At 44.1% G+C, this 21,832-nt stretch carries 22 protein-coding genes; all 22 read right to left on the bottom strand.

Going from position 1 to position 21,832, the window contains the following annotated elements; translation table 11 throughout:
• Positions 1-8: 8 nt before the first annotated feature.
• The 22 genes from OCU74_RS12735 to OCU74_RS12840 all read right to left on the bottom strand — a co-directional run bounded on the left by OCU74_RS12735 (position 9) and on the right by OCU74_RS12840 (position 21,728).
• Complete coding sequence (locus OCU74_RS12735) at positions 9-1,577, bottom strand: polysaccharide deacetylase family protein (RefSeq protein WP_087481378.1); 1,569 nt, start codon at positions 1,575-1,577, stop codon at positions 9-11.
• A 777-nt stretch (positions 1,578-2,354) separates the two neighbouring features.
• Positions 2,355-2,810, bottom strand: a complete 456-nt coding sequence (locus OCU74_RS12740) for a low molecular weight protein-tyrosine-phosphatase (protein WP_087481377.1) — start codon at positions 2,808-2,810, stop codon at positions 2,355-2,357.
• Positions 2,811-2,864: 54 nt separating this feature from the next.
• Positions 2,865-3,512, bottom strand: coding sequence for a YccT family protein (locus tag OCU74_RS12745; protein WP_159457429.1), 648 nt, complete (start codon positions 3,510-3,512; stop codon positions 2,865-2,867).
• Positions 3,513-3,595: 83 nt separating this feature from the next.
• Entirely contained in the window at positions 3,596-4,558 is a 963-nt protein-coding gene (locus OCU74_RS12750; RefSeq protein ID WP_087481375.1) for a porin, read from the bottom strand.
• A gap of 259 nt (positions 4,559-4,817) precedes the next feature.
• The gene (locus tag OCU74_RS12755) at positions 4,818-6,203 is read right to left on the bottom strand and encodes an O-antigen ligase family protein (protein WP_087481374.1); all 1,386 of its coding nucleotides are present in this window, start codon (positions 6,201-6,203) and stop codon (positions 4,818-4,820) included.
• 69 nt (positions 6,204-6,272) lie between these two features.
• Positions 6,273-6,770 (bottom strand): hypothetical protein, encoded by a 498-nt coding sequence (locus tag OCU74_RS12760; RefSeq protein ID WP_087481373.1) that lies wholly within the window; start codon positions 6,768-6,770, stop codon positions 6,273-6,275.
• Between the two features lie 292 nt (positions 6,771-7,062).
• The gene (locus tag OCU74_RS12765; RefSeq protein WP_159457428.1) at positions 7,063-7,872 is read right to left on the bottom strand and encodes a polysaccharide deacetylase family protein; all 810 of its coding nucleotides are present in this window, start codon (positions 7,870-7,872) and stop codon (positions 7,063-7,065) included.
• A gap of 17 nt (positions 7,873-7,889) precedes the next feature.
• Positions 7,890-8,333 (bottom strand): acyltransferase, encoded by a 444-nt coding sequence (locus OCU74_RS22055; RefSeq protein WP_087481371.1) that lies wholly within the window; start codon positions 8,331-8,333, stop codon positions 7,890-7,892.
• A 34-nt stretch (positions 8,334-8,367) separates the two neighbouring features.
• Positions 8,368-8,838 carry a glycosyltransferase gene (locus tag OCU74_RS12775; protein ID WP_087481370.1) on the bottom strand — a complete coding sequence of 157 codons (471 nt, stop codon included), beginning with the start codon at positions 8,836-8,838 and terminating at the stop codon, positions 8,368-8,370.
• Positions 8,835-9,284, bottom strand: a complete 450-nt coding sequence (locus OCU74_RS12780; protein WP_087481369.1) for a glycosyltransferase family protein — start codon at positions 9,282-9,284, stop codon at positions 8,835-8,837. The genes OCU74_RS12775 and OCU74_RS12780 overlap by 4 nt, the downstream gene beginning before the upstream one ends.
• The gene (locus OCU74_RS12785) at positions 9,274-10,029 is read right to left on the bottom strand and encodes a heparin lyase I family protein (RefSeq protein WP_087481368.1); all 756 of its coding nucleotides are present in this window, start codon (positions 10,027-10,029) and stop codon (positions 9,274-9,276) included. Before OCU74_RS12785 ends, OCU74_RS12780 begins: the two co-directional genes overlap by 11 nt.
• Before the next feature lie 9 nt (positions 10,030-10,038).
• Positions 10,039-11,064 (bottom strand): glycosyltransferase family 4 protein, encoded by a 1,026-nt coding sequence (locus OCU74_RS12790; protein ID WP_087481367.1) that lies wholly within the window; start codon positions 11,062-11,064, stop codon positions 10,039-10,041.
• A gap of 6 nt (positions 11,065-11,070) precedes the next feature.
• Positions 11,071-11,610: a serine O-acetyltransferase gene (locus OCU74_RS12795; protein WP_234993593.1), complete on the bottom strand. Its 540-nt coding sequence runs from the start codon at positions 11,608-11,610 to the stop codon at positions 11,071-11,073.
• An 11-nt stretch (positions 11,611-11,621) separates the two neighbouring features.
• A complete protein-coding gene (locus OCU74_RS12800; protein ID WP_087481365.1) occupies positions 11,622-12,716 on the bottom strand; it encodes a glycosyltransferase in 1,095 nt (364 codons plus the stop codon).
• The gene (locus OCU74_RS12805) at positions 12,713-13,699 is read right to left on the bottom strand and encodes a glycosyltransferase family 2 protein (RefSeq protein WP_087481364.1); all 987 of its coding nucleotides are present in this window, start codon (positions 13,697-13,699) and stop codon (positions 12,713-12,715) included. Before OCU74_RS12805 ends, OCU74_RS12800 begins: the two co-directional genes overlap by 4 nt.
• A complete protein-coding gene (locus OCU74_RS12810) occupies positions 13,689-15,020 on the bottom strand; it encodes a flippase (protein WP_087481363.1) in 1,332 nt (443 codons plus the stop codon). The genes OCU74_RS12805 and OCU74_RS12810 overlap by 11 nt, the downstream gene beginning before the upstream one ends.
• A 16-nt stretch (positions 15,021-15,036) precedes the next feature.
• Positions 15,037-16,311, bottom strand: coding sequence for an O-antigen ligase family protein (locus tag OCU74_RS12815; RefSeq protein ID WP_087481362.1), 1,275 nt, complete (start codon positions 16,309-16,311; stop codon positions 15,037-15,039).
• Positions 16,312-16,365: 54 nt separating this feature from the next.
• The gene (locus OCU74_RS12820; RefSeq protein WP_087481361.1) at positions 16,366-16,749 is read right to left on the bottom strand and encodes a VanZ family protein; all 384 of its coding nucleotides are present in this window, start codon (positions 16,747-16,749) and stop codon (positions 16,366-16,368) included.
• Positions 16,750-17,463: a hypothetical protein gene (locus OCU74_RS12825; protein WP_143693218.1), complete on the bottom strand. Its 714-nt coding sequence runs from the start codon at positions 17,461-17,463 to the stop codon at positions 16,750-16,752.
• Between the two features lie 22 nt (positions 17,464-17,485).
• Positions 17,486-19,678, bottom strand: a complete 2,193-nt coding sequence (locus OCU74_RS12830; RefSeq protein WP_087481359.1) for a GumC family protein — start codon at positions 19,676-19,678, stop codon at positions 17,486-17,488.
• A gap of 36 nt (positions 19,679-19,714) precedes the next feature.
• A complete protein-coding gene (locus tag OCU74_RS12835) occupies positions 19,715-20,278 on the bottom strand; it encodes a polysaccharide biosynthesis/export family protein (RefSeq protein ID WP_234993592.1) in 564 nt (187 codons plus the stop codon).
• A gap of 46 nt (positions 20,279-20,324) precedes the next feature.
• Positions 20,325-21,728 carry an undecaprenyl-phosphate glucose phosphotransferase gene (locus OCU74_RS12840; RefSeq protein ID WP_087481358.1) on the bottom strand — a complete coding sequence of 468 codons (1,404 nt, stop codon included), beginning with the start codon at positions 21,726-21,728 and terminating at the stop codon, positions 20,325-20,327.
• Positions 21,729-21,832: the final 104 nt, after the last annotated feature.

Below are 21,832 nucleotides of genomic sequence, written 5' to 3' on the forward strand. Positions count from 1 at the left end.
GATTCCTGTTACTGTGCCGGGACCGTATTATCAATATCCCGTTCGTACCACTGAGGTTTAGTCAGCACAACCAGTTCTCCGGACTGAACCCGCGTAGCAACCGCATCAATATAAGCTTTGAAAAAAGACTCATAAACATTGATACCCGGATTCGGCGTATCAGCAGTCCAGCCTTCTGCTGGATCAGGAACAATACGGTGGAAATAGGTTTCCATCGTTGTCCCCCGTAATACCACCCGATTTAACAACGGTAAAAACTGGTTGAAGGTCATGTAAGAAGCGCCCTGACCAATGGTCGTCATCTCCCGGCCACCAAAACCGAAACGGGTGTACATATCACCTCCAACTGTAATTCGTCCGGATTTAAAGCCCGCTTTGTGCAATGCTTCCGGTAGCTTCCCTAAATAAAACTCGCCGGACTCGTCGTTAAACATGGCAGGCAGACTCTGGGCCGGAATATTCTGCGATAAGGTCACTGACGAAACCTCATCTCCTCCGCCGTTGATCACATAAGTGTTTTCCGGAACATTCGAACCATACACCCGCATCCCGGTACGGATAGGATAAAGACCATCCAGAGTTACCACATTTGTTCCGTCTGAAACCATCGCGGTCACTTGCACCGGACGGACAGACGTATCGAAAAACTTCCCGCCCGGATAACAGAGGTGGTACATCGCATCAGAAGCCAGTCCATGCGCTTCCAGATCATGCCACTCAGAAACCGCATTCGCGACCGCAGTACTCACATCGGCGGCATCCGTCATATTGGTATCATCCGGTGACCCATCAACAGCAATTGCCCAACCGGCATCGGCTAATGTTGTAACCTGTTCCCAGGTCAGCCTGTTCTGCCAGCCGATCTGCTGGGTCGGCAGATAAACCGTTCCGGAAAAGTCATATTGTGCCATGTAAGGATAAGCAACACTGGCGATCGTATCCTCAGCATCATCAAATCCGATGACCACCGTTGCCTGACCTTTGGCGTTGGCATAAAGCGCATCAATGGTATTGTTGATCAGATACGGCGGATTTCTGGCCGGAGAACCAATTCGAATCTTAGAAATGTCGACCGACTGAGACAGAAGCGGATCCTCGGACTGGTGAAACGCAACCCAATAGGTTTTCAACGGTGAATTCGAATTCAGGTTAGCCACATTTATATTGTAATTCACCTTTGTATAAGCACCACCCGGCGTCCCCAACCGGACATTCAGATTACTCGTGACTCTGGGTAGCGTCTTTTTCACTGCAAAAACAATAACTCCCATGTCTCCCGAGTTTATATTTTCCGCCAATGGTTTCTGAGCAATCGCATAAGACAGTTCTTTTCCCATGCCACTGACCTGCATTGCAGCCTCACCTTCAGCCAATGGGCATACATTCCGGAAAATACCGCCCCCATTCACAGTCCACCCATCCATCGAGTCAAAACTTTCCAGTAACGTTGGTGTTGGCAGGTTGACAGGCACTTCTTCATTTGCCTGAACCGTAACACCACCAATAAATAAAAATAATGTAAAAAATATATCGAATAATCGATAATTAGAATATGAAAGCCACTTAACCAACTTCATATTTACTCTCCCTAAAACCAATAAAACAGATTCTTTCTTTCAAAATGATATTGTTCTGTTTCTTCCCTCCTTTATGTATAGCACCAGATGCCAAGAGTGGCTTGCTGAAGAAACACTAACTCCTGGATATCAAAGTTATTTAGATATATAAATTCCTGTTATTTCATTCATAAACATAATCATGGCCTAAGATTTATAAGCTATGTAAGTATAGAAATAAAAAAAATAGCATATGCAAATTAATGCACTATTATTTATCAGGCGCATCATGCATGGAAAAATAATTCGAAATAACAGAGAAAGGTAAGATTGCTGTGTAAATATTCTCAGCATTTATTTTTTGGAAAGCATGGCAAAAAGATCGAATTCAGTATTGTGATAACTATTTATAATGTGATTCAAGTCCACTTATGAATATAAACAAATCACCCATACCGTCTCATTTTCAAGAATTAAACGGATAAAATAAACAATTAGATATAAATAAGAAATAACCGGGAATAGTCATTATCTTGAAAAAATACATGATTAGGCGTTAAGTATATGGAAAATATATAAGATATAAGTTGTAGTCTATTTATTTTTGACAATTCTAATAAATTTAATTTTATTAAGAATATTAGACAGAATTAGGAAGGAATTTAACTTATTGAAATGGTTGAGATGGTATAACCAAATGACACAGAAAAGAGACGTTCGATAACACTCGGAATTCTGCACCTTGAGATTACTTGAATATCGGTATAGGAACGAATCAAATCATAGATTCGTTCGAATTTAGAGGGATGGTTTGCCGATTTTATCAGCCCAGGCTGTTGCTGCACGATCAAGCACAGAATAAACCTGCTGAAAGACGGTCAAAGACTTCTGATGGGGATCTTCAATGTGACTGACACCGATCCAATGTCCGAATAGCATCACTTTATGCCTGGATTCCGGAAACATCCGGGCAAGCGTATCAATCTGATTCTGGCTCATTGCTAAAATCAAATCACACGAGGAAAGCATCACTGCTGTCACCTGTCTGGCACGGTGTCCGGTCAGATCGATGCCTAAAGTTCCGGCAATATTTTGAGCCTCGGCAGAGACCGGAGAGTCAGTCAGAGCACTTTTCTCCGTGACTAATCCGGCCGATGAAATATCACATGAAGGCATCAGTTGCTGAAGACGCTTTTCTGCATAAGGAGAACGACAGATGTTCCCCGCACAGACAATTAATATCTTTTCAAACATGTCATATTTCAACCTAACTTTATTTTTAAGTACGACTTTATATTTGAAGCATAATTACTGTTGTTCAATCATCCACTTAAGCAAGGCTTTACGTTCTGCATCAGAAGCCTGTAAATACCAGCTCTTAATCTGAATAGTGAAATCATCAGAAAATGGATGTGTTTTGCTGTGATGGTTTTCAGTTTGTCCGGCCATTATTTCTGCCTGCTGTCCCCGCACCAGCCTGGGCATTTCCGCTACAGAATTTTGTTGATTGTAACGCAAAACCGCAGCTTCAATGTCCTGATAAGGCAGCAAACCAGGATTACCAGGCAGTATGGCTGGCTGAAGATCCGAAAGTGCTCCCTGAGCATTTTCTAATTGCCATTCCACCTTATCATTCAAAAAAGCCGAATCTGCGGCTGAATAGTCCCTGAACCGGGAATGGCGTAACACAACTTCGGCAGCTTCAGGCAACTGAACAGAGACAATCAAAGGTGAAGACTGATATTTCTTCTTCCGGGTTCCGAAACGCAATGCTTCTTCATAACGAAAAACCAGTTGATGCTTTCCTTCCGGAAGCGTCAGTACACCTGACTGGTGGTTTTTTTTGCCATCGAGGGCCAATAACGCCACACTACCGGGCAATGTCAGCTCTGCTGCTAAAACAGAGACAGAGAAAAAGCTGAGTATCAGGTATAAACTACGGTTAAATAATTTCAAGATCATTTCCTTACGGATGCCATGATTCATCTGCACCCGGCCTTCCAGCACAGGATACAGACAAAAAATGGGCATGGCAGTCACTAAAACGTTGTATCCAGACCGATCACATAACCGGTTTCTTCATCGTTATTATCAGTCAGACCGACCTCTGCATAAATCGCCACTTCATTGGATAATGAGTAAGTCACGTTAAAGTAGAAGTCATTCACATCACCATTCGGTACCGCGCTACTGATACTGTGATTCGTTTCAACTACAGCCCACCCTGCCGCATATTCAAACCGGCCACCATCATTGTAGCTGGCCGTCAGTCCGTAGGTCGATTTATCCCGGTCAGATGCACCTTCCTGTTCGGTTGAAGATTCACCATAAGTTGTCGCAAACTGCCAGTCACCATACAGATAGCGGATTTCCAGATCGTAAGTGCTGACATCAATACCATTATTCTGAGCGTGGGCAAGAAATACTGTAATATCGAAATCATCGATCCGGGCTCCCAGATCACCATCAATCTGGTAATCATCATCGCTGGATGTACTGCTGTTATTATTCTGATTTTCCAGGTAAGCCAGGCCGCCATAAAACATCTCACCGCCGTCATACTTATATTTAATCACCTGATCCCCTTCGTTGTTGGCACTGTCAACAAAGGAGGTAAAACCGAACTCGTAATCATCCCCGATACCGGAATCATCCAGAATGGTTGGCTGAGAGCCGAAGCTGATGGTATGAGACTGAAGGTAAACAATTTTGCCATACACATCACCACGACTGACGGAACCGTTGTCTTCCTCATCATTGGCATTGACATCCATATGTGAGCCAACAGCCAGATCCTCGGTCATCTCGTAAGTCATATCAAAGCCAAATTTCGCTTCGTTGACATTCCATTCTGAGTGCTGACTTTTGTCCTGAGACTTATAGTACTGCACATCAACTTCGCCGGATAAATCAACCGTGACACCATCCAGCGAATATATTTCCGCAGCCTGAGTAACCGAACTTACGCCTGCCACTGCTAAAGCAATTAATGTTTTTTTCATTTTCTTCCCCGGTGTTTAAAATAATACTTGACCCGAATTCACCTCAAGACACAGCCTCAGTAAAAATCATTCACTGCGCAGGCAAGGATTAAATATTAATTTCTATCGTGTTCTGAACGAGTTGCAGAATTAACCCATAGATTAAAACTGCATACGTCAAATTTATGAAAGTTCTTGTTCAGCTAAAAATGAATAAAAACATTTCCAATTTTATTCTTATAAATAAAACAAATTTTCGTCGTATTTCCTCATCGGAAAATTAATCGATCTTATCCGGCTTTGCAGGACGAACCTGAATATGTATGGTGCAACCGGACAACACCAGAATAAGAATGAGTGTCACCGCATTTGCCGGAGCCTGCAGATGAAAGTCCACGGTAATCTGCCCCACCATTGCCAGAATCCCCATAAAGCATCCCAGAGCCGTTCCTTTCAGAGTCTTACTGTGTCTGCTCCTGATCGCTTTAAAACAGAGCCACACGGCAACGAATACCGGAATACTCAACACCACAACCGCAGGGATTCCGGTTTCAGCTGCAAACTGAACATAATCATTATGTGCATAGTTGTAATAGCCGATGTTGTAATGCGAATAACCGGGAAACGTGGAATAAAAACTCCCCAGACCGGTGCCGGTGAATGGATAGTCTCTGATCATATCCAGACTCCACTGAACCGCCTGATCACGGGTTTCCGTTTCAACGGATGTCGACTCTAACCGTTGTTTCACCTTCTCCAGCCCGAACAGTGTCCCGATCAGAAACGTATCGATCACCATGATCGAAATAATGAGAGCCGTTAATGCTCTGGGCCGTTTCTTATAAAAAAACAGTGCAACGACTCCCCCAATAACGGTGACAGCAAAAAATGCGGCATTCCCCATGCGGGAACGCGTCATGATCAAAGCAATAACCATCATGATCAGACAGAGACGAATCATCATCTTGGCTGATAAAAGCGCACTGAACCAACGCCGGATGCGCACATGCCAGGAGCCGGATTCAGACTGATGCAATTGTGAAATTATCAGTCCCGTTCCCATACACAGGCACAGCACCAGATAGTTGGCAAAATGGTTAAAATACACAAAAGTACCAGTTGCCCGGGTGCCCTGCGGCAGCCCGAAAACCCAGCTTTTATGAGTCTGTAACAACACCGTCAGCGCACCATAAAATGCCTGAAAAGTACCACTCACAACCAGCGCATAAAGCACCATTTTTACCCGCTGTACCGAATGAATCAGAATAACGGCATTCAAAGCAAACAGCGTATAAGCAATGCCCTTAAGTAAGCCGGTATAGGTGGCATAACGGTCATAAGACAAACTACCGATATCCGCCCCGGCCCGGATATAAATCCGGGCAACATCAGGAGCAATAACGCTGAGCATTTCAACCGGCAACGGAAGTGCCTGAATCGCGACCCAGAGCTGAAAAATCCCCAGAGGAGCCAATAACCAGACAAAACGCCGGATCCTCTGCCAGGGAAACTGATACCACAGCGCACCAGTCAGCAAGAGTGTCTGAAGTGATATCCAGACTTCAAATATCGACCATGACCACATTCTGTGGCTTGCCAGCGGAATAGGAAGCCAGACCAGCATGACTAACAGAGAGTACCAGCACCAACGTTCGATATAAGTCATGGAGTTATTCCTCAGAGTCAAGAGCCCTCACGGGCTTTTGACCGGAAGGAAATATAAACGGGGCCATCATTAACTGGGTGAGATACCACTTCCTCTTGGGTGACGTCTGATGATGATCGGTTGCGGAGCAGGAGATTGTGTTGCGGGTCCGGCAGCAGTTGCTTCAGCAACGATGGTCGGGTCAATATTGGCCGCGATAGCCAGTTCAGGTAAAAGCGTCGCATCCAGACCTAGCTCAAGGGCCATCGATGCAATCGCCAGTGCCACTTCAGGTGCAGCATTAAAAGCAGCAGAAACCAGGCTTTCAAGGGAAACTTCCGGGGCCATAACATGCACGATCTGAATTGCCAGAGGTGCATTCTGAGGATTTTCCTGAGCGATAAGCCGCACCACATCAACCGGACTGTTTTCAGTTAACAACTGTGCGGCCTGTTGTTCTATCCGGGCCTGCTCTGCACTGGCAACAGAAGTTGCCTCCGGTGAAACTGAAGAATCAGGTGCAGCCAGCACGGGAAATGCCAGTCCGGCACTCCATGCCAGACCAACCGCAAATAGTTTGAATTTCATAACAGTTCCCCATAGTTATATGCCCAAATAGTTATATACCCAATTGACCTCAAGATGCGGAGGCTGGAATATTCATTCAGATGAACATTTATTCATCAGACAGGTATGACTATATGATTTGGGGATTTGATAAGGCAAGCAAATCAATCAGTAATAGTTATAAATATTAATAATGAGACAGATGTATTACGGAGTGTTCATTCGTGCGACCCGGAAATAGCATTCAGACAAAGTATTTATCCGTTATACCAATCGCAATAATTATCTGACCATTTAATTACTGCGATTGGTATTATTCAGATGAGTGTTGATGTACATAGTCCACAATATTTTTATAAGTACTGACCCAATACTTTTCCTGATTGTCAGCCAGATATTGCACCAGTTTCTGATGATCTTCTTTGGTGACCGATAAATAATCACCACCGACACCATGGAATTTAATACATATAATTTTAGTCTGCCGGTTTCCGGCTGCTTTTCTGATGAAGTCAATCAATTGCTGAGCAGAAACACCATGAGGAGACCAGTAAAATTCTTCCTGCTTTGATAATGTCCGGCCATAAATTCCGGTCACGACAGAACGAATCTCTGGCAGATAATCTCCGCCACCGGTAACGGTATCACCACATGGGATCGTAAATGTTCTTCTTTGCTGTCCATCCAGTAAGAATAAAAACGTATTTGCCAGCTTCACTTCCGCCAGCATCGATTCCGGGGTTCTCCGATCCAGATCAGCATAAGGCTTCATCCATGTCCTTCCCTTTTTAACCGAACATGAATGATACAGGGTATGATTGCCAAGTTCATGACCGTTCCGGGCGGCCTTTTTCCATAATTCCACCCGCTCATCCTGAAGCGTCAGAGAAGTGGGAAGCAGGTAAAAAGACCCTTTAATCCCGTATTTATCCAGAACCGGCAACGCATTTTCCAGTTGAGATGGCAACGCATCATCATACGACAGATTCACTGCAATATGCGCCCCGTTCGGGAAAGTTATTTCCCCGGCACTGACCCGATAAGAACTAAGGAAAATCAGAACGCCAAAACAAAACCAGAGCAATCTCAGGTTTATGGCAAAAATGTTTCTTATCCCGGTCATACGTGCTGTTCCACCTTTCAACATGACTCTTTCGGTAAAATCCCCAGCCGGTTGAGCTGAATCCCTTCTTTCTTCACCACTGCGGGGTTCCCGGCCACCAGCGTGTTGGGCGGCACATCTTTTGTCACGACGGCACCGGCTGCCACAATACACGAATCGCCGATTGTCACCCCCGGCAGAATGAGTGAATTACATCCGATATGGCAGTTTTTACCGATGCGCACATCCGCTTTTAAGTGACGACACATATCGTGAGCCAGGATTGCGACCCCAAAAGCAACATACGTCCCTTCATCAATGTAAATGCCATCTCCGTTCCGTTTATCAATTTTGGCTTTCAGTGAAATCCTTGCCGTTGCATCGATATGCGTTCCGAAAAATTTATTGAGATACCACACATTCACAGACAGCAGACGTTGTCTGAGCTGAATTTGTATAAAGTCTTTGATTTTCTTCATCATGGTTAATCTACTCAGAATCCGTGCCAGCCATCAATCAGCTGGCCAGTGACAGAATATACTGTGCCAGTTGATCCCGTTCCGGTGTGTCCAGTCCTTCCGGAGCCTGTAATGCCTGATAATCCATGAGTAAATCTTCGAGCTCTTTTTCATTCCGGGCGGTATAGATACCTTTCACATTGGAAAATGAATTCAGTGTATCCAACTGATGATCATTCCGGTGTTCCTGATACTGTGCCAGCCGGGGGAAAATAATTAAGGGCTTGCGAATGCGCAGACAGTTAATAATCGTTCCCATGCCTGCATGAGAGATGATTAATTCAGACTGGCGAAACTGTTCATCCAGTTCATCCGGTGCAAAAAATTTTGCACTCTGAATCACCTTCGCCTGATAGTCGGAATCGCCAATCTGACTACAAACATCCAGTTGATACTTTTCAGCCAGTTGATCCACGGTCTGAACCAGACGATCAAAAGGCAGTTGTGTGCCTACGGTTAAAAAAATCATATTACTCTTCCCTGATAAGTCACCTGATGAGACTCTGCAACCTCGCGCCACTGCGATACCACATGGATACGGAACTTCGCAGCCAGTCTCCCCGATAACGATAATTTTTTCGAATTGGCAATACTGTCAACCCAGACCGTTTTCACCCCGGTCATTTTGCTCAGTATCGCCATAACCAGTCCGGGAGCAGCACCCGTCGTGACAACCAGAGACGGACGCTCCTTTCTCAGAATTTTCAGACACTGGAATACCACTTTAATCGCCAGATATGCCGTATCACGGCTGAAATCAGAGATCTGGTAATAACGCTCTCCCGCCATAAAACCCGGCTGTTTATCATAAGTACCGGCGATAATTCTCTCGCAGCTATCCAGTTTCTCGGATAACAGACTCAACTGGACGAAGTGACCGCCCGGAGAAGCAACCAACAACACCTTATTCTTCATTTTTAACCTCACTGATCGTCAACGCGTTATATTCGATTCCCATCAGCTCATCGATATTTTTGTCGCGATATAAACCAAATTTAAAATAGTGGTAATAGTCGTTAATCATAATGTCATCGGAGAAATCAAACGGATGCCGTACACCATCAACATCGCACCACCCTGAGACTTGTCCATCCGTTTCGTAAAGCCAGTGCACCTGAGTCCGACATGAAATTTGCTGATTCGGCAGAACGGGAATTCTTTCATCATGATTGGCTGAGTGCAGAACCAGATAGAGCCGGTCATCATATTCCAGCTGATATGACAATGGCGGAGAACTGCTTTTATAATTCGACCATGTTTCACCTTTTCTTGGATCAGGCTGATCATGCCACTGGGCAACAATGACCCAGACGCCATCCCAGCCTTCGGAAAACACCGGGGAATCCAGAAGCCTGAAGGAGAACTGATAAAGGACGGTATCACCGATCTGATACGGACTCTGAACACTCATTTCTGAACGTTCGCCGTTAAAAATATAAGAGTTGTTATCCGTCAGAATAAACTGCACACCATCATCTTTAATGGCGATGGCTTTCTTATTGGCTTCAAGAAAGAGCTCGTCTGCGGGCTGGTTAAACCCAATCGCCCGTTTCACTTCGGCTGCGTACTGTTCATCACTACAACAAGCAGCCATTGCGTTCACCGGATAACTGACGGAAACCCAGGTGAGACATAAATATAAAATTTTCCTGATCATCATGACCTAACCTTAACTGACATATAATTTTTCTAAGCGGGGCATTACCACCGACACATCGTAATCTTTTTGATAGAGCTTTCTCGCATTGTCAGCCATTGCTGACAGAGATTTGTCATTCAATGCCTGACGCATGATCTCTGTTAGCTGTTCTACGTTGCCGGGCTCCACCAGATAGCCGGTTTGCCCCGGAACAATAACCTCAGGAATACCACCAACCGGCGTTGAAAGAACCGGCAGTCCGGAAGCCATTGCTTCAAGGATCACAACCGGTAATCCTTCGTTGTATGACGGTAAAACCAGCAGTTGTGTCCCGGCCATCAACTGGGCTTTTTTCTCACTATCGACCCAGCCGTGAAATACCACCTGTTTTTCGACCCCACAATCAGTGACAGCCTGTTGAAAGCGAGCAACATCGCCACCACCACCGACATGCAGCACGACTTCCGGTAAATCCTGCAACGCAGTCAGCAGATCAAAAATCCCTTTCCGGTCAATTAATGCGCCCAGAAACAGCACATGATTTTTCTGTCCCTCCGACTCAGGATGCGGTGCAACAACAGCAAAATTAGGTAATACGATCAGATTAGCTTCCTGCGGAGACTCAAGAATAGATTCAATATACTCACGCCATGTATCCGAGAGCACAATAAAAGCATCTGCGGTGTAAATCAGATCCCGAATCTTCTGTTGCACTACATCATTGCTGGCCAGATAGAATTTCTTGAATTCAGAACCATGTAAATGAACCAGAACTTTACGCCCGAAAAAATGAGCGACCTTGAGATACAGTCTTTTACGCCAGAAGCTCCCTTTATAAGACATATGTAAATGGAAAATGCGATCTCCGGGAAGCAGGGACAACCAGAAAACAATCCATAGCCCCCAGCAGGCGAGCCACAGATCAAGTAATTTATTTCCGCCCTTGTGGCTGATAAACCGCCGATAACGGAATTGCTGGTTCAGGTTGATGTTCAGATTCTTAATCACAGCATCGATCCCGCCATTCTGGCCGGTTCCCAATACGATAATATCCATGCTCAGTCACTCACTCCATGGGTTAAAAACAAAATCAGCAGAGCCTTTTTCTGAAACAACTTTGGCAGGAATTCCGGCAACAATGGCATTATCAGGAACATCCTTTGTAACTACCGCATTGGCACCGACAACGACGTTATTTCCGATATTGATACCCCCGAGAATACAGCATCCGGTTCCCAGATAGACGTTATCCCCGATGACCGGCCATTCACCATTTTTTCCGGCAATCGTAACGTTATGTACAATCGTCGCATTCCGGCCGATTCTCACATGCTCTCCCCAGGTCGTTCCGAAAACATGATGCATTCTCAGCCCCGGTCCAATCGTGGCCCGGTAATTGACATCACTGGTATAAATAACCTTGGATACTTTATAGAAGAGGATAAAGAAGAGATTGAGTACCGGGATTTTCCGACCATGCTTCGCCAGTCGCATCAGCAGGACAAAACGAAATCCTTTCTGGCTGAGAAAAGCCTTTACGAATAACAACAAGCTATATTTTCCATACCAGCGAAATACATCCGCCCTGATATTATTCCACATACCACTAACCTTTAAACCAATGCTTCAAACAGTGTTTTATATTGTTCACTAATCACACTTTCAGAAAATTGCGCCGCTCTTTCCAGACGGGCTTCATAACGACAGGATGGCGTATCCAGTTCCCGGATAATCGACTCCGCCAGTCCGGCACTGTCTCCGACAGTGACCAGCCGGCCAAATTTCCCGTCTTGTAAAATTTCAGCAGGGCCGCTGCGGCAATCCGTCGACACAACCGGCAGACCGAACGCCAAAGCTTCAACAATAACGTTGCCAAATCCTTCCCAGGCAGAAGAAAGTACAAACAGATCTGCCCGGGCATAATAGCTTTCCACCTGATCCGAAAAACCGACAAAGGTGATATACGGCTGCAACTGATGTTGCTCTATATATCCTTCTAATCTGGACATTTCCGCCGAGTCATGAGTACCACCGACAATCATCACCTGTATATCATGCCGGTGTTGTATTTCTATCAGCTCACGGACAGCCCCAAGTAAAGTCATGTAATCTTTCTGCGGAGTCACCCGCCCGACAGCCAGAATGGTTTTCCGCTCACCATCCTGCAAACCAGAGCCCACAGCCGGATGATGAAAACGAACCGGATTATGGATAAAACAGCATTTATCGGCACGCTTAACCAATGGAACAATATCTCTCATTACGCCTTCGGAAACAGCGACAACTTTATCTGCCATCCGGTAAAGAAACTGAACAATCAGGCGGACTTTCAAGCGGGTCAATGCCGGTTTATGCCGGAAATGTTCAATGATCGAGGCATGTTCACTCACCACTACTTTGGCCTTATGGCGGGCCAGAAATGCAGACAGAAGACAAGCTGCATTGGTATCCGGATATGCCGAAAGTATCACGTCAGGCTCAAAGTCATTGATGACCTGTTTAAAACTGAACAGACTCAAGAAAGTTCTCTTCGCGTCCAGACTCCGGACCGGAATATTTTCTTTCAGCAATGTTTCGTAACTGGCACCATCACGCCGGTCAGTTACGAATAAAACTTCATTATCTGACATCAGCGTTCTGGCAACTGATAAAAAGACCTGCTCCGCACCACCAAATCCCATGTAGGAAATACGAAAAATAATTCTCATCGGCGTTTCATCCTGTGACCGAAAAAGTAAAGAGAAGGAAAAAGACAAATCATCGTTTTGCGGCGTGACAACAATCCCGTGGAATACAACCTGAAAATTGTAATCACCGGGAGACGTTTCACCTGACGAAAGAAACGCAAGAATGGCATGGTTCGTTTTCCTGCCGAATGAAACATGTAATACAAATTGGCATCGACAACTTTTTTTAGTTTCTCTGAACCACTTTTTTCTGCATCACTTATGTTCAAGTCATCCCGTTTTAAGGCATTAAAGTTATCAAGGAAATCGCGGACCTGCTGACACTGTTCCATCGTCACCCGGGAAATTGCACTGGTTTCACCAATCCGGTAACGATAGAGTTCCTGCTCACTGGTATAAAATGTCGTGGCTTGTGCGTAAACTGTACACAGGTACATCAGGTCTTCACAGTATTTGATCCCGGCAGGGAAAGAAGCACTTTTTGCCAGATCGGCTCTGATTAACCGGCACATCACCAGCCAGACAAATGATGACACCGCGCCTTCCAATGCCCGCTCTCTTGGATTCATTCCCCGGTAACGGTTTACATGTCCGGAACCCAGAATGTTTCCAACCTGCTCCCGATAGGTCTTATAGCCAAATTCAAAAACATCGACATCCGGATGCTGTTGAATCAATTCATACAGGCGGAAAATATAATCATTCTGAACTTCATCATCAGCATCTACGAAAGTGACATAACGCCCCTGAGCCAGACTTAACCCTGTATTTCTGGCGACACTGACACCTGCATTTGGCTGATAGTGATAATGCAACAGACCGGATGCCAGTTGCTGAGGGAATTCGGCTGCTAACTGAGATCCGGTCCTGTCACTTGAACCATCATCAACCACAATGACCTCAAAGCCGTTATCCTGTGCCGGACTGCTGGCAAAAACAGACCGTAATGTCTGAGGTAAAGTTTCTGCTGCGTTATATGCAGGAATAATGATGCTAACTTCCATAGCTCTGACGACCTTCTACCAAAAATTCCAAACTCTGTCTGAATGCAGTAACCGGACGGGTAAAAATACGGACCAGTTCCTGAACCACAACAATGAAAAAGATACGGGTTCGCGCAAACAACAGATAAGAGAACAGATCCGCAATGGCATAAGAAACCACAGAGACGGTCGCAACCCCGGTCGCTCCCCAAATCTGCACCGCAATCATCGAAGCACTCAGTGAAACCGTCGATGCAATAACAGTTTTAATCAGTTCAATATTGGTCCATTGTCTGATAATCAGTACCCGGGAAAAGAGAGCGCCGAAATAAGAAAACACCAGCTTCCAGATCAGGATCTTCAGGATAATTCCGGCCCCGTCATATTGTTCGCCATAGAGCAGATGGACAATGTAATCCCCGGTTAAACTCACAAAAATTCCGCCACCAACGGAACAGTAAATCATCAGCCGGACAATATTCCTGAATACCTGCCCATCCAGTTTCTGCTCATTGATCTCTTTGTTTAGCCGGGTAAAAAAGGCAAAGACAAAAATATGGCCGACAAACAGCAATTGCATCACCAGCTTGGTCGCAACACCATAAAGGCCAACATCTTCAGGCGTGAGGTATTTTTCGATAATCACAACATCAAAGTACATAAATATCGGAAAAATAATAGAAGAGAGGAAGACGAATTTCGATTCATAAAGGATCTTCTTCCCATACTGAATGCTGTCTGCAATCGCCGGGAATAACTCGTCTTTGGTTTTACGGTAAAACTCGGATAATAGAATGATCTGAGCAACCACCGAATAAACGACCAGATAGAGAATCGCCCAGACAAAACTCAGCTGGAAATAGATAACCCCAAGAATATAAGCAATTGCAGCAACTCGGGAAGCTACAGTCGATACAGAAAGAATTCTGGGTTGCTCCGAGGCCTGAAAATAGAGCCGGAAAGCAGACGACTTACCGAAGTATGTTGTGACACAGGCGGAAAATGCCAGAGCAAACACCAGCTCATCGGGTGTGTTACTGAAAAAATAAGCCCAGGAAAATACTGCTGCAAAAAAGACTAAACCACCAAACAGTCGCACCAGAGACACGGCGTAAAACACCCGCTTCTTCTCAGGGTTCTGTACGTATTCTTTCATGACGACATTGTCCATTCCCAGAATAAACACACAGGAAAGAATACTTGCCAGTGCCTGAATATAAGATAAGTATCCCATATTCGTCGGGCCATAGATCCTGGCTATAAATACGATACTGAACAGTCCGAAAAACACACCACCGAGATTGTCCAGACTAAACCAGATTAATTTTCTAATATTACTCATGACGACACTTCATTTTTTAAACTGTATTTTTCATAACAGTTGCTTTCAAAACAGTTGTTTTCAAAACAGTCGTTTTCAAAACTACCTCCTTCCCTGTGATGTATTTCAGCAATACATAGCAGAAGAGGAAACAAAACCAGCTGAACCCGGAACCTAATAAAAACTTAGTTTCAGTGACATTATTCAAAACGACAAACGTACCTACACAAAAACATAATTTCGTCAGTTCAATATTTTTCTGTAATTGAAGAGACGAATAAAAGGTCATAAAAAAATCACAAATGGTATAAACAAAAAGAGCCGTACCCACAGCACCGATAGAAATTAACATATCGACATATCCACCATCCGATGCTGCCAGTTTTTCAACCCACTCCGGTGCATATTTTGCCAGTTCAGTTTCCTGGATCAGATTGTTATCACCCAGTCCCCAGACTGCGGAATAACCAACCCCCAGAAAAAGCTTTTCATAAGATTGATTGAGCATGACCAGCCACAGCTGTCCCCGCCCGGTTAACCATTCTTCCCGGACATGTGTCAGCAACCAGTCAACCATATCCCGGTAATAAAACATGAGAGTAAGGACTAACATACCGGACAATACCAGTCCGATAACACGGCCACTCCCGTAATAGAGGCGACGAAAACGATGAACCAGCAGTTTATCCCAGCTAAATATGATCCAGGCGAGTAATGCCACAAATACAGATAAAGCAATAGAAGTCTTCGATAAGGTTGCCAGTAACAGTAAAAATGTAGCCAGCAACATCCCGACTCTCAATAAATTCCATTGACAGACCGAGTAGACATAAAAGAATAAAAACACACTAATGATTGGACCTAAGTTGTTTTTATTCGCAAACGCTCCGGATATTTCTAACAACCGTCCGGCCAGCAAATCATTTTTTGCTACCAGAAGATAAGTTAAAAACAGCCAGACACAGAAACTGTAATAAATAACCCGTCTGGAATTAAGTTCATAAAACCGGATGACAAATAATGTGACATACAGAAATAACACCAACTGCCAGAATAATTCATAGTAGGTTACTTTAGGCCACGGTGACCATTGTGCTGTCATTGCACACCACAAGAAAACAACCATTAATGGGTAACAACGCCGACACAGCGTAAAAACCTGTTTGATGACAGTCGGACGCAACGACAGCATTAAAAAAATAAGCAGATATAATGTCAGGATCGGGCGCTTAAACAAACCATTAGACAGAGTCAGAAACAGTAAGTTAGAAGAAATCAAAAGACTGTATAATGTATTTTTACGGAATCTCATTGAACCCACTAAAAGAATACGCTCACTGTAACCGAAGCAACTGTAATAAAAGAATTAAATCGTTCGCTTTAAGAGCATGTAATTCATCAATGTTGCCACACACAGCGCTATCGCTGCTCCGAATAAATTCGTCATCATGTCACCAATAGAAAAATCCCGGGTCTTAAACAGCAGTTGAGATGATTCATCAAACATCATTAACAGAACAACGATGACTGTCGGCCAGCCAAGCAGGCGAACAACCGTGCCCTTATTTACCTTTGTTGCCCAAATCGACAGTATGGTCAGCACAAACGAACAGAGAAAATGTAAATACTTATCTCCGCCCAGAAAGTTTTCCAGAGCAATGACATGCTGAGCACCAAAACCAAAACTTTTGCTCAGAGAGAGCATAGCGACAACTGCGATCGCAACAGTCAGCACAATGTATCGATTCATTCAGATTTCCTCCTCATGAGAATACTTCTGCCGTGAAGCATCCGATAAATTGCCACAAGTCCATAATGGAAGGTGAATAAAAATGGCCAGACTACAGAACTGCTGTTTATAGGGAGAAACCTTGAATATTTCATTCAGCCGCCAGCGCTTTAAACCGTACTGCTCATGTGCAGTAATATAGCGAACAGCAGTCATGCGCTGTTGCTGAGACAGAACATCCCAGTACTTAAACAGAATATTCATGGCCGTTTCTGCCGTATATTTTTCATAAGGACCGAACGTCTCGGCCATATTCAGCACCCCGATAATCTCTCCGAATGGCTTTTCCCAGAATGCGAGCAGTTCGGTTTCCTGAGCATAGCCATCAGGAAACAGAGGTCTCAGGCGGATAGACTTCCAGTTATACCGATCGCTCTGCTGTAAATGTTGCTCTTTTGCCACGCCATGTTCGGACAAGCTGTTCAATAACTCAGTATATGCAGCCATTGATAAATTTTCCGGATTGTCATCATCCCATGACAACATCTCATCCTTTAACAAATTCAGTTGCGACAGTTCACCTGCCGAACCGGGGCCGGATTGATCAATTCTCTCAATCACCTGACTGACCGCATCGCCATACAAAGAACCGACCAGAGTCCGGGAAGCGATAATAATCATCCATACCGACAACGCGCTCATCGCGAAAAGTGAAATTTTTGAGATGTTCATCATCTATTTATACCCGGATAAATGCTCAGCTTTCCGCATAACCATAATACTGACCGTAATCGTAATCTGCCGAGCTCGCTTTCTGGCTGACACGATTCACAACAACCCCTTCCAGCACTATCTGATGGCTGATGAGTTTCGTCATCGCTCTCTTCACCAGATTTTGTTTCGTTGCATTGGATTTCACTACCAGAACAACAGAGTCGACAAGTTGCCCGATAATTAAAGAGTCACTCACCGGCAGTGTTGGCGGTGTATCGATAATGATACGGTCATACTGACTATCAAGTTCTGTCAGCAACGCTTTTAATTTTCCGGAACTTAATAGTTCCTGAGGATTTGCAGTCAGCATCCCGGCAGGTAAAACAGATAATCCTGATGTTTCATCTTTGAGAATACATTCACTCAACGGTGTATTCATCACCAGATAGTTGGTGACACCCTGCTGATATTTTTTATAGCCAAAGCGTTCGGCAACCGCAGGTTTACGCAAATCGAGATCGATGAATAAGACATTCTCTACCTTGGCAAACGAAATCGCCAGATTCAGGGATACGGTTGTTTTTCCTTCTTCCGGCAACGACGAAGTTACTGCAATTTTCCGATGCTGCCGGTTCATATTGTTCACCAGCAGTGACGTCCGGATTGAACGAATCGATTCACTGAATCCAACCTCATTTTCATCGGTAAAGATACTGCTATCGATAGGTTTCTTACGAAAACGCTTGGATTTCACCACGGGGATTCCCCCGATAGGAATCAAACCAAACTTATCTTCAAAGTCTCCGACGGATTCGATCGTATTTTTCAGCAGATCAATTATCAGAATAAAACCAATCGCGATACAGATACTCAGGAAAAATGCCGCCGCCACGATAATTTTCCGTTTCGGAGCGCTGGGTAACTGAGGAATCAGAGCCTCATCAGTAAAACGGGCATTAGTCGAATCGAAATCCCCGGTTGCGGTGGTTTCTTTTTGCCGGGTCAGGAAGAGATTCAGAATCTCCCTGTTAGTCTCAACTTCCCGCTGCAACGAATCATACTTGCTTTTCTTAACAGTCAAATCCTGAAAGTCCTGTTTCTCCCGGTTGACTTCCTGTACTAACAGGGTTTCCTGCTCTTTTGTCGCCTGCAATTCTTTGCCGATGCCCCGGATCAGCTTATTGGTTACCTTCTGAGCCTGATCTTCTATCGATTGTAACTTGGCCCGAGCCGCAATCATTTTGTCATGCTTTGGTCCATAACGTTTGCTCAGCTCATTCACTTCATTCTGAGCTTCCAGTTCTGCATTACGGATATCGATCACCTGCGGATGCTGGGAAATTGCAGGTATCGCAGAAAGTGAAGCAACATCTTTCACACTCCCGGAAGTCAGGGCTTTGTATGCCGACTCAATTTCAATTCTTTCATCCCGGACTTGTGCCAATCGCTCAGTCAGACTTGTCAGCTGTTTACTGGCAAGAGATTCAATCCCGCTGTCATCAATCAATTTTTCTTTAATCAAAAAGTCAGAGAGCGCTTTTTCAGAATCAGCCAGTTGCTGCCTTAGCTCAGAAAGACGGGAGGTGATCCAGCTCGATGCGTATCTCGTAGCTGAAATTCTCGATTCCAGATTATTTTCGATATATGCATAACCGACTTCATTCGCTATCTTTGCCGCTAATTCCGGATCTTCAGAAGTGAAACTAATATTAACCAACTGCGTTTTTAAAATCGGAGTAATCTCCAGTTTTTTCTTAAACGCGGTTAAGACTTTCTGTCTGATATACTCAGGATCAGGTACATCCTCATCCCCGGCAGCATTCAGCAATGCAGAAATAGCAGGATAAGCTTTAATCGTATCGACGATGCTTTTATCCTGACTCAGCAGAGGATTAAATTCTTCATTCTTATCCAGTGCCAATTTCTGAATCACTTTTTCGGCAATCTGATTTGATCTCAGTATTTCAAACTGAGTTTCATAATACTCTTTCTGATTCGGATCGATTCCAACAACTTCTTCAATTGAAACGGCCTGTTTCTCTTTCGCTTCAATCAGTAAGGTGGCCGTTGCTGTATATTTAGATTTCAAAGACAGAGCAATTAATACTGACAGTCCGGTCACCAATACTGAAAATATAAATATTGAGATCCAGTTTCTCTTAATCAAGTTCAGATAATGTGTCAGATCAATCATATCATTCTGATGATTGGCATTATCTTCAAAGTGCTCTTGCATTTTTACCTTACCTTAATCTATTTTGTCTTTTCAGAATTACCAAAAAGAACTTACGACATAAATCGTATCGCCGGGATGTACAGGTTCATTGAGTTCTACTTCATGTTTACCTTTCAGGAGTTCCTGAATCTGATCCTGGGATAATCCTTCTGTCTCTTCCTCTTTCGTCAAATAGATGCCTCGGGTTTTCCGGTATTTCGCCAGAAATCCCCCGGCCAGAGCAATCGCTTTCTGAACCGTCAGACCAGGCTGATATTCATATCCACCCGGAGAATTCACCACACCATTCACATAGATGTTTCGATACTGAACAATATTAACCGTCACTTTTGGGTCGATTAAATAATCACCTTTCAGACCTTCAACTATCATATCCCGAAGCTCACGAAGGGTTTTCTTCTTTAAGTCCAAACTCCCCAGATAGGGATAATCCATTGTTTCTCCGCTATCGATGATGAACTGCTCATACGATAAATCGGGTTCCCCATATACAGAAATTCTAATCGTATCGCCAGCACCCAACCGATATTCAGCCGCACTGGAAAAAAAAGAAAAGAATATGCAGCATGCAATGATGCCTTTTAATATTATTTTTAACATTACTTACCTATCAGGACGCTGAATCCTATCTCTATAAAGCAGCCAATTAATATGCTGTTTTACCGACAAATCCTTTAAATACCGTCAGGAATATAATTTTTAAATCGAGCCATAACGACCATGTCTGAATATAACTCAAATCAAATTCCACACGTTTTTCCATCTTATCCAGTGTGTCAGTCTCTCCACGGTAGCCATTGATCTGCGCCCAGCCGGTAATTCCGGGTTTAACATGGTGACGTAACATATATTTATCGATCAGTCCGCGGTATTCCTCATTATGAGCTACGGCATGAGGACGCGGACCGACGATCGACATCTGACCGGTAATGACATTGATAAATTGAGGGAGTTCATCCAGAGAAGTACGGCGGATAAAAGCACCAAAGCGGGTAACCCGGGGATCGTTTTTAGTCGCTTGTTTGACGACAGAGCCGTTATCCATCACCCGCATCGATCTGAATTTCCAGACTTTAATCGGTTTACCATCCAGACCGTAACGTTCTTGTTTGAAGATAACAGGCCCCGGAGAGGAAAGTTTGACTCCCACTGCGACAAAAAGCAGAACAGGGCTAATCAGTGTGATGATGATTGAAGCAAGAATGATGTCTTCAATTCGCTTAATCAGAGAGGTGAATCCGTAGAAAGGTGTATCATAAATACTCAGCGTAACCACTTTACCAATGCTTTTCAGGCGGGATTGCATCAGATCAAAAGTGAAAAAGTCCGGGACAACATAGACATGAGCATTAGAATCGGCGAAGGCATTTAAGATTTGCTTAATCCGTTTCGCGGCTTCCATCGGCAGTGCAATGTAGACTTTCTGGACACTGCGACTTTTTGCCAGCATCAGCGCATCATCGATTTTTCCACGAAGAGGAGAAGAAAGACGATGTAAACCAATTCGGTCCAGACTACGATCATCGTAGAATCCGACGAGAACTTCCTGGCTTGCCCGGTTGAGTTTTAATTCGTTGGCAAGCTGAATGCCCGATCTTGTTGCACCGATAATAATCGCTTTTTTACGATGTTTGTCTCCCGGAAAAACAACCCGAAACATCCCGTGAACCAACCATCGCCAGCCAACCAGACATAATGGCGTTAAAACAAACCATAATCCGGTCACCAGACGAGAATAATCTTCGCTGATTTTCAGAAAGAATCCGACAATCAAAGATAGCGCAACACAAATACTCCAGGTCATCAGAATAGCAAAGAAATTTTGTTTAAATGAAAGGTATTTGTATGGCCGATATACCCCTGCAACATCTGATATAACAAAGTACACAACAACGAATAAACTTAATATCAGTTGATAAATACTTGCAAAATAACCCAAGTAAACTTCCGAGACAGTAAATAAAATCATTGAAATAATAAAAATATCAACAATCTTAAATGCAACTGATGACTCTTCTCCATAATATTTTATGCGACTACCATATCCCATCTGACATCCCACCTAACCAATATGAATTTATGTATGCTACCGCCCTTGGGTGAAGCACCCCACAAACTGAATACATGACGCCCTGACAAAAAGGTTGAACACAA

The sequence above is a fragment of the Vibrio mangrovi genome (assembly GCF_024346955.1).
In the GTDB taxonomy this organism is placed as follows: Bacteria; Pseudomonadota; Gammaproteobacteria; order Enterobacterales; family Vibrionaceae; genus Vibrio; species Vibrio mangrovi.